The organism is Methylocystis sp. S23 (assembly GCF_054106005.1).
In genome coordinates, this window is sequence record NZ_CM134185.1 from 3,608,486 (window position 1) to 3,622,953 (window position 14,468).

The 14,468-nt window shown below is 66.5% G+C and carries 13 protein-coding genes; 3 read left to right on the forward strand and 10 right to left on the reverse strand.

Translation table 11 applies throughout. From position 1 onward, the window contains the following. The first annotated feature begins 61 nt into the window (after positions 1–61). Complete coding sequence (locus tag ACV7JP_RS17770) at positions 62–1,555, forward strand: bifunctional metallophosphatase/5'-nucleotidase (protein WP_457796976.1); 1,494 nt, start codon at positions 62–64, stop codon at positions 1,553–1,555. Between the two features lie 303 nt (positions 1,556–1,858). On the opposite strand, the gene ACV7JP_RS17775 is transcribed toward ACV7JP_RS17770, so the two are convergent. The 6 genes from ACV7JP_RS17775 to ACV7JP_RS17800 form a co-directional block, all read right to left on the reverse strand. Further along, positions 1,859–2,536 (reverse strand): HD domain-containing protein, encoded by a 678-nt coding sequence (locus tag ACV7JP_RS17775; RefSeq protein WP_457796977.1) that lies wholly within the window; start codon positions 2,534–2,536, stop codon positions 1,859–1,861. Between the two features lie 67 nt (positions 2,537–2,603). Next, positions 2,604–4,820: a CHASE2 domain-containing protein gene (locus ACV7JP_RS17780; protein WP_457796978.1), complete on the reverse strand. Its 2,217-nt coding sequence runs from the start codon at positions 4,818–4,820 to the stop codon at positions 2,604–2,606. A gap of 35 nt (positions 4,821–4,855) precedes the next feature. Further along, positions 4,856–5,695 (reverse strand): FecR family protein, encoded by an 840-nt coding sequence (locus ACV7JP_RS17785; RefSeq protein WP_457796979.1) that lies wholly within the window; start codon positions 5,693–5,695, stop codon positions 4,856–4,858. A gap of 12 nt (positions 5,696–5,707) precedes the next feature. After that, the gene (locus tag ACV7JP_RS17790) at positions 5,708–6,982 is read right to left on the reverse strand and encodes a hypothetical protein (protein ID WP_457796980.1); all 1,275 of its coding nucleotides are present in this window, start codon (positions 6,980–6,982) and stop codon (positions 5,708–5,710) included. Between the two features lie 323 nt (positions 6,983–7,305). Beyond that, on the reverse strand, positions 7,306–7,746 hold the full coding sequence (locus ACV7JP_RS17795) for a polysaccharide deacetylase (RefSeq protein ID WP_457796981.1): 441 nt from the start codon (positions 7,744–7,746) through the stop codon (positions 7,306–7,308). A gap of 99 nt (positions 7,747–7,845) precedes the next feature. Further along, a complete protein-coding gene (locus tag ACV7JP_RS17800; protein ID WP_457796982.1) occupies positions 7,846–8,535 on the reverse strand; it encodes a Crp/Fnr family transcriptional regulator in 690 nt (229 codons plus the stop codon). Positions 8,536–8,736: 201 nt separating this feature from the next. On the opposite strand from ACV7JP_RS17800, the gene ACV7JP_RS17805 reads away from it, so the two are divergent. Then, positions 8,737–9,687, forward strand: coding sequence for an endonuclease/exonuclease/phosphatase family protein (locus tag ACV7JP_RS17805; protein WP_457796983.1), 951 nt, complete (start codon positions 8,737–8,739; stop codon positions 9,685–9,687). Between the two features lie 171 nt (positions 9,688–9,858). On the opposite strand, the gene ACV7JP_RS17810 is transcribed toward ACV7JP_RS17805, so the two are convergent. The 3 genes from ACV7JP_RS17810 to ACV7JP_RS17820 form a co-directional block, all read right to left on the reverse strand. Beyond that, positions 9,859–10,893, reverse strand: a complete 1,035-nt coding sequence (locus ACV7JP_RS17810; RefSeq protein WP_457796984.1) for a M14 family metallopeptidase — start codon at positions 10,891–10,893, stop codon at positions 9,859–9,861. Positions 10,894–10,895: 2 nt separating this feature from the next. Beyond that, entirely contained in the window at positions 10,896–12,299 is a 1,404-nt protein-coding gene (locus ACV7JP_RS17815; protein WP_457796985.1) for a hypothetical protein, read from the reverse strand. A 262-nt stretch (positions 12,300–12,561) separates the two neighbouring features. After that, positions 12,562–12,708 (reverse strand): hypothetical protein, encoded by a 147-nt coding sequence (locus ACV7JP_RS17820; protein ID WP_457796986.1) that lies wholly within the window; start codon positions 12,706–12,708, stop codon positions 12,562–12,564. Between the two features lie 89 nt (positions 12,709–12,797). Here ACV7JP_RS17820 and ACV7JP_RS17825 point away from each other — a divergent pair, with 89 nt between their 5' ends. Continuing rightward, the gene (locus ACV7JP_RS17825) at positions 12,798–13,655 is read left to right on the forward strand and encodes a D-amino-acid transaminase (protein WP_457796987.1); all 858 of its coding nucleotides are present in this window, start codon (positions 12,798–12,800) and stop codon (positions 13,653–13,655) included. On the opposite strand, the gene ACV7JP_RS17830 is transcribed toward ACV7JP_RS17825, so the two are convergent. Beyond that, positions 13,656–14,321, reverse strand: coding sequence for a DUF6629 family protein (locus ACV7JP_RS17830; RefSeq protein ID WP_457796988.1), 666 nt, complete (start codon positions 14,319–14,321; stop codon positions 13,656–13,658). Positions 14,322–14,468: the final 147 nt, after the last annotated feature.

Below are 14,468 nucleotides of genomic sequence, written 5' to 3' on the forward strand. Positions count from 1 at the left end.
GGAAGAGGCGACCGGCGCCGCTTGTCGCCTCTTCGTCGCCAAAGCGCGCAAACATGGCTTCATGATGCAATTCCGCTCTCTCGCATTCGCTCTTTCGCTCTTCGTCCTTCCCGCGCATGCCGCGGAGCGGACGGTCAACGCGACGCTGCTCGTCTTCAGCGACATCTACGAAATGGCCGAGAAGAACGGACGCGGCGGCTTTGCGCGCGTCGCGGGGGCGGTGAACGCCGAGCGCAAGGCGAGCAAGAACGTCCTCGTCGCATTGGCGGGCGACACGATCTCGCCCTCGCTCATGTCGAGCTTCGACAAGGGCGCGCATATCGTCGATCTCGTGAACCGCATCGGGGTCGACGTGTTCACGCCCGGCAATCATGAATTCGACTTCGGCGAGGAAGTCTTCCGCAAGCGCATGTCGGAGGTGCGGGCCGCGCGGCTCGCCGCCAATCTGCGGGACGCCGCGGGAAAGCCGCTGGCGGGCTTCGACGACAGCAGGATGTTCGAGATCGACGGCGTGAAGATCGGCGTTTTCGGCCTGACGGAAGACGAAAGCGCGAGACGTTCGAATACGGGCGGGCTGCAATTCTCGCCGGCGATCGAGACGGCGAAACGGCAAGCGGAACGTCTGCGCGGCGCGGGCGCCGATCTTGTCGTCGCCGTCACCCATTCGGAGTGGCGGGACGATCTGCGCCTCGCCAGGTCGGGATTGATCGACATCGTGCTGTCGGGCCACGACCACAATCTCTTCATCGCGTATGACGGTCGCGCGGCGATCGCCGAAACTCAGGCCGACGGCGCGCAGATCGTCGCCGTCGATCTCGCCGTCACGGTGACGGAAGGCGAGCCGCGCAAAGTGAGCTGGACGCCGAAATTCCGCGTCATTGACACCGCCGACGTGAAGCCGGACGCCGCCGTCGCCGCGCGCGTCGTCGACTATCAGGCGGGGATGGACAAGGAGCTCGATCAAATTATCGGCGTCACGCGGACGGCGCTCGACAGCCGCACGGCGAGCGTGCGTGGACAGGAGACGGCGATCGGCGATTTCATCGCGGACGCCATGCGCGCATGGGCCGGCGCGGACATCGCCATTATGAATGGCGGCGGCATTCGCGGCGACGTCATCGTGCCGCCGGGAACGCAGCTCACCCGCAAGATGGTGGCCGCCTCGCTTCCCTTCGGCAACAAGCTCGTCGCCTTGGAAATAGACGGCGCCGATCTTCGCGCGGCGCTCGAGCGGGGCGTTTGGATGCTCGGCAAGGGCGCCGGCCGCTTTCCGCAACTCTCGGGCGCGCGCATCGTCCTGCGCCGCGACGCGGTTCCCGGATCGCGCATCGTCTCCGTCGAAATCGGCGGCAAGCCGCTCGACGACGCGAAGCGCTACAAGGTTGCGACCAATGATTATCTCGCGCGGGGAAAGGACGGCTATGAGGCTTTCCTGCGCGGAACGCCCCTCATTACGGACGACGAAGCGCCGCTGCTCGCGACCGTCGTGATGGACGCCATCCAGAAGGCGGGAGCCATCGCGCCCGTCATCGACGGGCGCATCACGATCGATTGACGGCGGAGCAATCGGGCGAACAACGATCCCCGGCGTTAACCGCCCCATACCTCCCCTTTACGGGGAGGTCGGCGGCCGAAGACCGCCGGGTGGCGTTCGCGCCGCAAGCCAAATCGCCGTTATGATCGCGCCACTCGAGCATGCGCCGTTCGAACGGTTCGTCATGATGAAGAGCCAGCCGTCAGGCATTTGCGAATGCCGCACGGCGTGGATGGCCGGGACAAGCCCGGCCATGACGGCGTTAGTGACTTTCGAGGTAGGGCGGCGAACCAAGTCCCGGCTTATGGGTTGCCCGATTGCTATTCAAGCGGACCGCGCGAGGCGCTCGCGCAGATCGGCGTCGGCGCGTTGCAGATTGGCGCGCGCATGGGCGAGCCACAGGCTGCGCGACTCGGGCAGGCGATAGAGCGCGTCGCCGGCCGCGAGGAAGCTCTCGAGCATCTGCACGCGTCCCAGATAGAACGCTCGCTCCGGCGCCCAGCCGAATTCGAAGTGAATGTCGTCGAGATTTTTCTCGAACACGCTCCATGGCGCGGCGAGAGACGACAGGTCGAGATCGAGGAAGAAGTCGAGATCGCGCGAAAAGCCCGGATAATGCTCGGCGGACGCCTTCGCCTTCATATGGCTCGCGGTCGCCATGATGAGATCCTCAATCGCCCGCGCCTCGCATACGTCGAATTTCGAGTGGCGCGCAAACAGCTCCGCGCTCGCGCGGACATTCTCCGGATCGGTGCGCGGGCGCCCGTCGGGATCGCGCGTGAGATAGACCGAGTCGTGCCAGAAGATCGCCGCGGCGACGAGATCGGCCCGCATGGGCAAGTGCGCCAGCGCTTCGAGCTTTGTGAGCAGATCGACGATATGTCCCCATGCGTGATAGGCGCGCTGCGGCTCACGATAGGCGGCGTCGAGCGTGGCGAAAGCCTGCGCATCGTGGCGAGACGCGAGGAGGTTCCAATATTTCGCGACGATCGTATCGGTCATGCGCTGACGGCGATCCTTCAGAAGAGCCAACGGGTCGCGCGGAGCGCTGGAGGGAAATGAAACGCGGTCACTTGCTCTGGAGATTCCATATCGAAGACCAACCTTCTTGCAAGCCCTCGCGCGCCAGCTTCGAATATCGTTGTTCCATGCCCAGATAGAGTGCGGGCCAGGCGCCGGGAAGCATCTGGGCGAGGGTCTCGGCGCGCGCCGCGGCGGCGTCGAATCGACCTGCTTCATATTCGGCGCGCATCTCGTCATGCGCCGTGCGCCAGCGCACATACGAATCCGTGCGGCTGAAGCTTTCGTCCCCCGCCAAGGCGAAAACATGGGTCGGCTCGGTGCGGCCGACGACCACGATGCGCCCGAGATCGAGCCAGGCCATGTCCGGCGCGGCGTCGCGAACCGCGCTGGAAACGACGATGTCCGTGGCGAAGGCCTTGCTGGCGCCTTCGAGACGCGAGGCGAGATTTACATTGTCGCCGAGGATCGAATAGTCGAAGCGGCGGATCGAGCCCATATTGCCGACGCTCGCCCGTCCGAGGTTCAGGCCGAGCCCCATCGCGGCCTCCTTATGCGGGCGCCCCGCCGCAAGCGCCATCTCGGCGCGCTCGGCGTTGAACTTCAGCATCGCCGCGCGCATGGCGAGCGCCGCCCGCACCGCCTTGCGCGGATGGTCGGCGATGTCGAGCGGCGCGTTCCAGAAGGCGAGAATGGCGTCGCCCATATATTTGTCGACCGTGCCCTCGCATTCGAGAATGGCGTCGGTCATGGGCGTCAGATAATCATTCATGAACTGGGTGAGCTCGCGCGCGCTCAAGCCTTCCGAAATGCCGGAGAAATTGCGCAGGTCGGAAAAGAGCACGGTCAATTCGCGCGTCTCGCCGCCGAGCACGAGACGCTCGGGATGCTCGGCGATTCGGTCGACGACCGCGGGCGCGACGAATTTGCCGAAGGCGCGCCGCACCTGACGGCGCGCCATGGTCTCGGTGCGCCACAGCGTCACCGTTCCGACGATGGAGGCGCCGACGATGACGAGGCTCGGATAGGCGGGATCGAGCAGCAGCCCCTGCTTCTCGAAGAGATAGAAGGAGCCGGCGAAGAGTCCGGCGACCGCGAGAGGCACGAACGCCGCCGACACGAGCTGCGGCGCGAGGAAAAGCAGCGGCATGGTCAATGCGAAGGCCGCGATGGCGACGAAATATTCGAGGCCGGGCGCCCAATCCGGCCGCGAGAGCAGCGCGCCGCTCGTCAGGGACTCGACGATCTGCGCATGGACGTCGACGCCGGGAACGACCGGCTCCAGCGGCGTGGCGCGCACGTCCCCGAGCCCGACCGCCAGCGCGCCGACAAAAACGATGCGCCCCTCGATCTCCGCGCGCGACGCCTTCTTCTCCAGCACCGCCTTGGCCGAAATATTGCGCGCAGGCGTGGAGAAGGCGTAACGCGGGCGCACATCGGCGGAGGGGCCGGTCGCGATCTGAAAGGCGCCCACCTTCACCGCATTGACCCCGGTCTGCGCGCCATAGGCCGTCTCGCCGCTGGCGTTGGAGGAGCGAATGACGAAGCTTTGCTCGCCCTGCGCGACCCGCAGCGCCTCCAGCGCGAGCGACGGCGCGATCGAGGCGCCGACGCGGGTCAGCAGCGGCACGCGGCGCACGACCATGTCGCGGTCGGGAAGCCAGTTGGTCGCGCCGAGGCCTTGCGCATTCGCGACGAGCGCGGGCAGCGGCGCAACGACGGCGGGGAACGAAAAGAGGAAAGGCGCCGGGTCGTCGCCCGCCGAAACGACGCCGGCCTTCGCCGGATAGTCGCCGGCTCCCTCCAGCGCGAGCGTCGCGCCGAGCACCACGGGCGCATCGCGCAACGCGTTCGCAAAGACAGCGTCGCTGTCGGGCGCTTTGGCGATGAGCCTGGAGACGTCCGCGCGCAGCTTCGGATCGGGCAGCGCCTCGACCAGCATGTGGGCGCTGGCGCGGTCCGGCTCGGAGAAAATGAAGTCGAAGGCGATCGCGGCCGCGCCGAGCTCCCGCAACCTGTCGACAAGCTCGGCCACGCGCGTCCTCGGCCAGGGCCATTGGCCGTAGGCCTTCAGGCTTTCCTCATCGACGCCGACGACGCGCGCCGGAGTCTCGGGATCATAGGCGCGCGGCGAAAGGCGCTGAAACTCGTCGAAGACGAGATTGCGCAAATCCTCGAGCCGGCGCGGCTGCAACGCGCCCCAGGGAAGGACGAGCGCCGCCGCGAGCAAGGTCGCGAAAAGGAAAACCCACTTACGTTTGAACATTCAGCAATCCGCCGGCGCGCCGGCGATAGCGCGTTTTACCGGCCTTCGGGATATTCGGGGTAATATTCGCTTTCCTCGACCACGACCGGCGGAGCCGGCTGGTTCTCGACATTGGCGCGGCTCTGCACAATGGCGGCGCCGGCCCAGACGGGGCCCAGCGCTTCGAGGCCCGGCGGCGGCTCGACGCTCGCCGGGCGGTCATTGCCGAGCGCGAAATTGGCGTCCGAGTTGCGCGGCTTCGCCTTGGCCCCGCCGGACTGGCCGATCCGACTCGCCATCTGCGCATTGAGCGCGGCGATCGTCTCCGCCGGCACGCGGAAGGGCTCCGAGACGCCGCCGCTGCGCGCGCAGACGCCGAAGCCCGGACGGTTCAGCGTCTGCGAGTCGCCGCCGGGGCCGACAATATCGGCGATCCCGTTCTGATGCACGACGAGCGCCTCGCACTCGCCGCCGATGCGCACGAGCACGGACCCGCCGCGCAGGCCGATCGAGGCCGTCGGCGTCTTCAGCGTCGCGCCGGAGCCGTGGCTGACCCCGCCGCCGACGAAGCGCATCACGCCCTTGGCGATGGTGACGCCCTGGCTGCCGCTCGCGCCGTTGTAAACGAAATCGTCGATCACGATCGAGCTGTTGCGCCCAACCGTCATGGTCGAGCTGTCATTGAAGACGATCTGGGCGCTGCCCTCGCCCGCCGTCTCGATGCGCTCGCGCTTCTCGACGCCGAGGCCGATGGATAGCGGACGCTTGGCGGCGCCGGGCGGCGTGCCGTGAGCGGCGACGTTGACCGCGCCGACATTGCCGACCCTTTCGGCCGCAGCGGGAAAAGAAGCCAGCGCGAAAGCGGAGGCGAGCGCCGGAAGGGAGATCTTTTTCATGAGGCTTCTCCCTTAGAACTTCGCCGTGGGGCCGAAAGAGACCGCCACATTGTGCATCTTGAAATTCGGGATGTTCGAGTCGTTGCGAAGGAACTCCAGATTGCCCGCGAAGCCGAATGTCTCCGTCACCGGGGCGTCGAGCATCACGCCGTGGGTCCAGGCCGCGTCATGGCGCGCGACGAAAGGATTGACCAGCGGATTCGCCGCGTCGAAGGCGAGGTGGGTGAAGCGGGCATAGGGCGCGATCGTCCAGCGCCGGGCGATCATCGGATGCGGCGGATCGACCTCGAAACGGACCATCGCCTGCACGTCGACCTGATCGGAGCTCTGCGCCGCATAGCCGGCGCTTGCGCGCGAATAGGCCACGCGCCCGTCGAGCCGCACGCCGTCGAGCACGCGATAGGAGCCGCTCACATAGCCCGTGACGACGTCGCCCGTGGCCAGGGTCGAGAGCGTCGCATAAGGCGGCACGCCGAAAACATAGCGGCCCGGATCAACCCAAATGCCGCGCCACTCGGCGCCGGGCTCCAGCCAGGCGTCGGGGCCGAAATCGGCGCGCAGGCTCGCGCCGGCGCCGCCGGTGTTGAGATAATTGTTGGAGCCGAGCATGGAGACGGCGCCGGTCAGATAGGGCCGCACCGACAGATTGCCGACAAAGGTCTGCGGGATGAAGAAGCGCGGACCGGTCGTCGCCGAGAAAAGCATGACGCTATATTGCGGCAGGTTGAACTGCTGCGTGGCGTAGCCCGTGACGCGAGTCTCCAGGCGGTCGCCGCGCTGGCCGCCAAATTCATATTCATGCGCGGCCTGGATGAGCTGGAAGGAATTGAGATCGGCCTTTTGCGGCGCGGCGGAGGCGAGGCCGACGCCGCCGACCTGGAAGAGATTGTTGGCGGGGAAGTAATTGGCGTTGGACTGGCCGCGCAAGCCGACATGCATGCGCACCGAGATGCGGCTCGTCTGCGTGCGCTTCTCGATGTCGGGGAGCTGCGCGTCGATCTGCGCGGTCTGCGCCGGATCGAGATCGCCGGCCGCCCTGGCGGCCTTCAGATGCTGAGCCGCGACTTCCCACGCCCCGAGCCGCGCATAGAGGAAGCCCAGCTCCTTGCGGGCGCGGGAGAGCTGCGGATTGAACATCAGCAGGCGCTCCAGCGCGCCGATGCCCGCTTCATAGTCCCGCAATTCGGTCGTCACCACGACAAAGCGGTAGGTCGCGTCGTAATCCTCGGGATGGGCCTGAATTCGCGCCGCGAGCTGGTCGCGCTCCGCGCGGATGTCCTGCGCCATGGCTGGAGCGCAGAGAGCGGCGGCGACCAGGAGACCGCCAAATCGTTTCAAAGCGTTCGTCCTCATCGAAATCAAAACTCGCCCCCCACATCGCTCTACCCCAGCGAAACCGAAGCTGACTCAAAGGCGCCGGCGCGGCAAGACGGAAGAGTCCGACCAGAGCGACAAGGGGCGCAACAGCAAGCAATTGTAAATAAAGGATCAGAACCGGCTGCACCGTCCCAATTGGCCGCTGCGCCCCCAATGAAACAATCCCTCACTGTTGCAGCTGGACAACAGGCCTCGCCGCAAGGTCGCGTTCCCCGTGAAGAAGAGGAATTTGTTCATGCCCAGCCTTCACCCGATTTGCCTTGGGGTTTCCGCTCTCGCGGGAGGCGAAGGACAATCGCCTCCGAGCTTTTCGGAGCCTCGCTCGCGAGGCGCGCGCTGAGAGCGCGGCTCGCCGATCGGCCGCGCGGGGCCGGGGCGCGGCGGCGAGAGACGGCGGAGCCTTTCCGGCCCGGCTCGCGCGACGGATCCACGGCCAGAAGACGCCGCAGGACGACGAGAAGATCCGCCGCCTCGCCGGTCGCGCCCGACGAAACGGCCGCGCGAATGTCCGCGACGATTCTGGCGCGCGCCGCCGCCCGCGAGCGGCGGGCGCTGCGATATTTGGCGAGCAGGCGCTCATGCTTCTCGCTGGGGCTCACGCCGAGCATGATTTCATGCGGGGCGAGGCCCGCAACTTCCGTGCAGCGCTCGATGGGCGTCAAATGAGCGATCATCCGCTTCTCCCTCATCGATCGAGACGTCCTTGTCCCGTAAAGATGGGTCGAAGCTAGGAGACGACGAGGGTTTCGTTTGTGCGCGGGCGCACACAGGCGTCACTCCGCCGCGTTCATCGCATCCTTCACGCGCTTCTCCAGCACGCCCGGGCGCAGAAGCACGAGGCCGCCGCGCACCTTCTCGGCGAGCCCCTCTTCCGTCATCGCGCTCAGCTCGCGGCTCACCTGCTCGCGCCGGCAACCGATGCGCGCGGCGAGATCGTGCTGGAAGGGCGGCGGCGAGACGATGGCCTGGCCCTCATGGCCCTTGCGGGGCGCCGACATGCGCAAAAGCTCCGAATAGAGGCGGTGGCGCAAATCGAGGACCGAACGCTCGAAAAGCCGGATATTGAGCTCGCGCACGCGCGCGGTGAGGAGGCGCAGCAAGCGATCGCTGATTTCCGGCGCATGCAGGACGATCTCCTTGAAGACGGTCGGCGGGACGAGCAGGAGTTCCGCATTTGTGAGCGCCGTGACGTTCGCGGAGCGCTTGGCCCCGTCGATCGCGGCCATCTCGCCGAAGAACTTGCCCGAACCGAAGTCGCCCAGGATCATCTCCTTGCCGGCGGCGGTGCGGACGAGGACGCGCACATCGCCCGAAACGATGAAATAAACGTCGGTCGAGGGATCGTCGAAGTCGAGGACGAGCTCGCCCTCGGAATAGCGCTTGCGCACGCATTGGCGGCCGAAAATCTCGGCGCGCGCGGACTCAAGCCCGGCGAAGAAGGGAATGCCGTCGAAAACGGACAAGGCGAGGAGCTCCCGAGGAGATCTTAAAGCCTTGCAATAGTGACGCCAAACGCCGCCGCCGTCGAGGGGCGGCGCGGCGCATTTTCCCGACAGGCGCGTCTTTCGTCAGGCGTAAGCTCGCCCGCAGGAGCTTCCGCGATTCGCGCCGGACCCGACCGGGGAGCTCTGGCGCCCGGCGGCGAGCCGCGCGACAATCGGACGATGACCCTGCGGCTCGCGACCTTCAATCTCGAAAATCTCGACTTCTCGGCGTCGAACCAGCCGCTTTTCGAGGCGCGCCGCGCCGCCCTGCTGCCGCTGCTCGCCGCGCTCGACGCGGATGTGCTTTGCCTGCAGGAGGTCGGGGCGCAGAAGCCGCACAAGCGCGGTCCGCGCGAATTTCTCGCGCTCGAGCGCCTGCTCGCCGGGACGCCCCATGCCGGATTTCATCGCGCGGCCAGCGTGCGGCCGGGAAGCGACTCGCCGGCCGATGTGCATAATCTCGCCATCCTCAGCCGCTGGCCGATCCGGCAGGCGCGCCAGATCCATCACGAGATCGTCCAGCGCTGGTCCTGGCCGCCGCCCCGCGAGGGCGACGTCGTCCCGCCGCCCATCGTCATCGAATGGGACAGGCCGTTGCTCTACGCCGAGGCCGAGCTTCCCTCGGGCCGGTCGCTGCATCTCATCGACCTGCATCTGCGCGCGCCCCGCCCCGCGCCCGTCGCCACGGCGCGCGGCGAAGGGTCCAGCAAATCGCAGATCGAAGGGCAGTTCGTCGCGGCTCAGAAGCGCGAGGGACAGGCGCTGGAGGCGCGGCTTTTCGTCGAAACGCTCTTCGACGCCGAGCCGGAGGCGCTGATCGCCGTCTGCGGCGATTTCAACGCCGACGAATATGACGCGCCGACGCGTCTCCTGCGCGGCGGCGACAATGAATTGCAGCAAGGCGCGCGGGCGCTGGCGCCGATGGAGGAGCGCATCGAAGCGGCGCGTCAATTCACAGTGCTGCATGCGGGGCGTCCGAAGCTGATCGACCATATTCTCGCCTCGCCGGCGCTCGCCGCGGGATGGCGCGAGACGCGCATCTTGAACGACGGCCTGCTGGATGAAGTCTATGCCGCGGACCCGGTATTAGGGTCGCTGCATGCGCCGATCGTCGCGTGTTTCGAGATTTGATCGCGAGCCGCCAAGCCCCCTCTCCCCGCTTTGCGGGGAGAGGGTTGGGGTGAGGGGCAAAGCCGCAACGACGATGTTCGGCCGACCCGCGATCAAAACGCGGCGCCAATGATTTCGCCTCGCCCCTCACCCTGCCCTCTCCTCGCAAGCGGGGAGAGGGAAAAGACAATCTTACAACGGCGCCCCGTCTATCCCGATGCGGTGCATGAGATAGCACAGGCAATCGAGCTTCACGGCGCGCGGATCGACGGTGAGCATGGCGGGGATCGCCGGACGCGAGAGCCTGATCTCGCCGCCCGAATAGTCGAAATAATCGCCGGGCGGCCGATCGTCGCCGTCTCCGGGAAGAATGTCGAGCGCCACGCCCGCGCGCGCGACGCCGAAGGAGGCGCCGGGCGCGAGCTCGCTGAAATTCAGATGGTCGATGTCCGGGCGGAACATGAAATCGGCCGGCGACCCGTCGAAAGAGAAGGTCGATTCCGCCGGCGGCTTCACGATGGCGTAGGTGCGCAGGAGATCGACGTCGTGCGGCGCCGGCGCATGATCGGGCAGATGCGCGATAGAGAGCGCCGCCTCGACGAGCTCGATGGCGTGCTGCGTCGCCGAACCCGCCCCCGCCTTGCCGCATTCGACCGTGATCGCCGGGCAGAGATTGGCGAAAGCCGCCGCCTGCGTGCCCACGGGCCGCTGGAAATGCACGACGATGCGCGAGAAGAGCCGCGCGAGCGCGATGAATTTCGGCTCCAGCCTCCTCACGCAGGCATAGTGCGGATTGAAGCCCGTATTGTTGTGAATGTCGATGCTCGCGAAGAGCCCGCGCTTCGCCGCATAGTCATAGACCCATTGCGCGAGCGCCGACTGACTCTCGCCGGGATGGAGCGTGCCGGGCCAGACGCGATTATAGTCGCGCTCGTCCGGAAGCGTGCGCAGATTGGCGGCCGCCGCGCGAATATTGCCGACGAAGAAGAGAAGCGAACGCGGCAGCCCCCGCGCCGCGTGACGCCGTAGCGCCTGCTGCATGGCGTCGAGCCCGCTATATTCATTGCCGTGCAGCAGGGTCGAGACGAAGAGCGGATGCGGATCGCGGCCCGAAAGGTCGAAGAGCGTCGGTCCCGGCAGGATGTCGATGAGCTTGTCGGCGGGGCAGTCGAGGAAACCTTCCGGCAATCGGTCCATCACGGCGCAGGGCGCGTCGATCGCATCCATTCTCATGCTTCCCATTCATGCACGGGCGCGCCGCTGCGCTGCCCTTCGCAATAAGCGGCCATCATCGCATAAAGGTCGCCGCCGCAGGCTTGAAGCGCCTTGCGTTGCCACGCCGCGCCGGTCTGACCGGAGCGCACGCGCGCCTCGATCACGTCGAGAAAGCCGCGCGCGTCGGTCACGCCGAAATCCCGAAGACCCGCGCGCGCGGCGGGGATGAGACGCTCCAACAGCAATTGGTCGGCGCCGATCTCGCCGAGTCCCGGCCATGTCAGGACGGCGTCGAGCCCGAGACGCGCGGCCGTATAGAAATTCCGCAATGCGTCCTCGAAAGAGAGCCCGACCGTTCCATTCCGGCCCGCGAGCGCCAGCGCCCGCGTCAGGCCGAGATAGAACGCGGCGTTCGCCATCATGTCGACGAAGCTCGGCCCCGCCGGCAGGATGCGGTGCTCCACGCGCAGATGCGGCGCGCCGTCGTCGTCGAAGCCGATGAGCGGCCTGTTCCAGCGCCAGATGACGCCGTTATGAAGGCGCAAATGGCGCATCGCCTCGGGCCTGTCGTCGAAGGCGATGGGCAGCAGCGCGTCATAGTCGCGCGCATTCTCCTCGAAGATTTCGAGGAGCGACTTCGTCACGTAGCCGGAGCCCATGCAAACCCGCGGGGGTCCGGGCACGTCCACGGCCTGTTCGAAGATCGGGATGCGCGTCTCCTCCCACAGCGCCTTGCCGAAGAGGAAAGGCGCATTGCCGCAGGCGGCGAGGATCGGACCCGAGGCCGCGATGGAGGCGTTGTAATAGAGATGGGCGAGATCGGCCGGCGCCTTGAGATGCACCTGGAAGGAGGTCGTCGCCGCCTCCAGCATCACGTCGCGATGCTCGGAGACGAGATGCTCGCGGCCGAGAATATCGACGCGCAAGGGCCGCCCGCCGCGCATGCGCAGCACTTCGCTGTTGAGCGCATAATAGCGGTTGAGCGGCGACATATTGGCGAGCGTGAGATCCTCGTCGCGGATCGTCGGGAGCGTGCCGATCAGCACGAGATTGGCGTCGAGCCGGTGCGCCGTCTCGTTGCAGGCGGCCCAGACCCTGACGAAGGCGTCATAGGCGAGGCCGAGCGCGTCGCCCTGGAGCGGCAGCGGATCGCAGTTCAGCTCGAGATTGAAGCGCGACAGCTCCGGCACGACGAGCGGGTTGTCCAGCGCCTCGAGAAGCTGCTGGTTGATGGAGGCCGGGAAGTAATTGTGGTCGACGATCCAGGTCTCGATCTCGAATCCGATCATATGGCCGGCGCGGGAGAATTTGCCGTCCGAGAAAAGGCTTCGCGCAAGGTCCGTTTCCGCCGCGAGCCGCGCGGCGAATTGCGCCTTGTCGGCCTCGGAAAAGCCCGTGGCCTTGATTTCCTCGCCCACCGCCGGCTCCCTTTTTCATCCTTCTATTACGTAGGCGCGGCGCGGGAAAGTGACGAAGGGCCGCGACCGCCCGCTTTCACGGCTGCCGCATGGACATATCTCGAAAGTCACCCACCCCGTCATGGCCGGGCTTGTCCCGGCCATCCACGCCGCGCAACATTCGCAATGCGCGACGGCTGGATCTTCATCGTGACGAACCGTCCGAACGGCGCACGGCCGAATGGCGCGATTCATATGGCGATTTGGCGTGAAACCAGACCCGTCAACGCCATTTCATCCAGCCCTCGGATCGCAGTTCGGTCACATCAAAGCCGAGCGCCCGCGCTGCGGAGAGCGTTGCAACGGAATGGTTTTTCCTTTCGCTCTTGCACACCGTCCCGGCGTGGATGGCCGGGACGAGCCCGGCCATGACGGCCTCCTGGGGAGAGAGGGAAATGAGCGGCGGGACAGGATGCAGGCTTCTGCGCTAAACAGCTCCAAACCAGGAGGCCCCTCCCCTTGTCCGACATCGCCTATGTGAACGGCGCCTATACGCCGCTTGAAGACGCCACGGTCTCCATCCTCGACCGCGGCTTTCTGTTCGCCGACGGCGTCTATGAAGTCGCCGCCGTCATAGACGGCAAGCTGATCGACAACGAAGCGCATATGGCGCGGCTCGAGCGCTCGCTGAAGGCGCTTCGGCTCGAAAGCCCCGTCTCCATGGCGGAGATCGTCGAGATCGAAAAGACCCTCGTCGCGCGCAACGGCGTTACGGAAGGCATGGTCTATCTCCAGATCACGCGCGGCGCGGCGGAGCGGGATTTCGCCTTTCCGAAAGGCGTCAGACCGACTTTGGTCGCCTTTACCCAGCAGAAGAACATCCTCGCCTCGCTCTACGCCAGGAAGGGCGTAAAAGTCGTCACCGCGCCGGATCTGCGCTGGGCGCGGCGCGACATCAAGAGCGTCGCCCTGCTCGCCCAGGTGCTCGCCAAGCAGGCGGCGACGGAAGCAGGCTGCCAGGAAGCCTGGATGGTCGATCCGGAAGGCTTCGTCACGGAAGGCTCCTCCTCCACCGCCTTCATCGTGACCAAAGCGGGCGCGATCCTCACGCGGCCGAATTCGGAAGCCATTCTCCCCGGCTGCACGCGCCGCTCCGTGATGGCGCTCGCGCAGGAGCACGGCCTGACGATCGAGGAGCGCGCCTTCACGGTCGCGGAAGCCCATGAGGCGGCCGAGGCCTTTCTGACCTCGGCCTCCAATCTCGTGCTGCCGGTCGTCTCGATCGACGGCCGGCCGCTCGGCGACGGCGCGCCGGGACCGCACGCCGGACGGCTGCGCGCGCTCTATCTCGACTTCGCGCGCGCGACCGCCCGATGATCAGCTCTGCGTCTCCATCTCGTCATAGTCGGCGCTGCGCTGCTCCTCGATGGCGAAGGCGAGGATCAGGCTGAGCACGGCGGCGGCGAGGCACCAGAGAGAGTACCAAGCGGGCCGGTTCCCTGCGAGAGCGAGCACGAATGTCGCGAACACCGCCCAACCGAAAAGCGCGACGCCGCGCCGCTGGCTGAGCACGAGCGGCGCGACCGTCAGCAGCACATACAGGAAATGCACGATGAGCGGCGGGCGCTCGAAGAGCGGATCATAAGCCAGCGCGTGACGCACGATCTTGAGATCGATGCCGCCCGACAAGGCGAGCATGGCGATGAGATAGACCGCCAAAACGACTCCCGTGCCGGCGAGCAGGCGCCAAAGGCGCCGCCGCTCCGGATCGGTCTCCGAATAGGCGGCCGCGAAAGGCGTCAGCACCGGCCAGAGCGCAAAGGCGACGAGCGTGTAGAGGTAGCGGAAAGGCTGGCCCGCCTGCGGGTCGTCGACCGTCCACCACACGGCGGCCTCCGTGAATTGGTGGAAGGCGAAGACCAGCGGAAAGGCGGCGAAGATCAGCATGCGCCGATCGAAAAGGACTGCCTTGGCGACCATGCCAAAGCCGGCCAACCCCAGACCGACTCCGGCCATAATGCTTGCTTCAAGCGAATAGCACATGTCGCGGATCCCAATTTCCCGTGAGCCTATGCCGAAAGACCGACGCTGCGAAATTTAGCATCCCGCTGGCCATGGTCTAGGCCCGCTCCGCGCCGCTCGCGCCGGAACAGACGTGGCGAGCGCGCGTTCTGCCTGCGAATGAAGGTC